The organism is Bartonella bilalgolemi, assembly GCF_023500045.1.
In the GTDB taxonomy this organism is placed as follows: Bacteria; Pseudomonadota; Alphaproteobacteria; order Rhizobiales; family Rhizobiaceae; genus Bartonella; species Bartonella bilalgolemii.
Genome location: NZ_JAMCOF010000028.1, coordinates 1 through 1,292, shown reverse-complemented (window position 1 = coordinate 1,292; position 1,292 = coordinate 1). Strand labels below are relative to the sequence as shown.

The window sequence follows — 1,292 nt, the reverse complement described above, 5'->3', positions numbered from 1 at the left end:
ACTAATACTCCAAAAGCCTTTAAGCCTGAAGATTTAAGTCCAAAAATTGATGCAATATTAGCAATAGACTGCTTAATGAATTGTTTTCTATTAACATGCTCATAGAGCGTAATTTGCGTCCCCTGTATCGAATCCGTAAAATGATTTAATTGTGAGATATTCATCCGTTGGTCTTTAATAGGTAGTGTAGTTCCTTTTTGGAAAGGATTACCTTCATACCTTACAGTTTGATTTCTTTGTTGTGCTGATATACAAATGGTCATTTTTGATAATATTATTGTCAATTAGGTAGCAATTTTGAGCAATAGTAAATCATATTACTTAAAAGTCAATTATATTTTTCTTTTAAAGAATAAAAATATTCTGTAATTGATGTTTTATTGTATCAGCTGCCTCAAAGACCAATGGACAGTTAGATGAACAAAATAAATTTGCGAAAGTTAGAGTATTCACCGTTCGAAAATCCTTTTCTGAATAAATCTGAATTTTCTACTGATGACAGAATTATTAAAACGCAAATTACACAACAAAAATTAGTTGATCATAATACTGGTCAAATTACTGACATATCAATGATTCACGTTATCGAAAAAAAATCTGAAGAGCATTTTTTAGAAACATTTGCTGATGGTGTAAAATCAATTTTTAATCTATCACGTACTGCATATCGCGCTTTTGTGATAGCTTTGCAAGCATATCAAGATAATCAAAATAACGATACCGATAGTGTTACCTTGATTTGGAAAGGTGAAGGTGTAAATGGCAAAAAACTTGATATGGTCGATAAAACATTTCACAATGGTATACGAGAATTAATCAACAAAGGAATTTTACAACCAAAATTACCTAATCAATATTGGGTCAATCCTGTGTTTTTTTTCAAAAAAGAAGATTTTTCTCTTATGAACCGTTGTTCTTTTTTACTAGAACGGAAATTTTCTGATTATTTACCTTCCTCAACCAATCCAACTGATATAGTGCTAAAGCCAGATCTTTTAGATGATGGACATTAAACTGATATCGAAGATTTCACACTGTAAGTTTTATACATAATATACATCGACATATGCTTAACATACATACTGTTTAAGTTTTATGTATGCCTTACATATACTGTACATATGTCTTACATATATACAACGTATGTTATACATATGGTATATGTTTTATTTTTATGCTGAAAGATAGCGACCGTTAGAAAAACAATATAGGTGTTTTTGCATTAAAGATCTCGCCTTTCATTCATGATTTCGGAGCCGCGTAAGAAGGAGATAATAAGCCGTTTAGTTCTG

The 1,292-nt window shown here is 30.4% G+C and carries 1 protein-coding gene and 1 pseudogene; one reads left to right on the top strand and one right to left on the bottom strand.

Features of this window, described 5'->3' with window-relative positions; translation table 11 throughout:
- Positions 1-263 (bottom strand): annotated as a pseudogene (locus M4Z11_RS07320) (hypothetical protein); the annotation flags it as partial.
- Between the two features lie 153 nt (positions 264-416).
- On the opposite strand from M4Z11_RS07320, the gene M4Z11_RS07315 reads away from it, so the two are divergent.
- Complete coding sequence (locus tag M4Z11_RS07315) at positions 417-1,013, top strand: hypothetical protein (RefSeq protein ID WP_249678031.1); 597 nt, start codon at positions 417-419, stop codon at positions 1,011-1,013.
- Positions 1,014-1,292 lie beyond the last annotated feature (279 nt).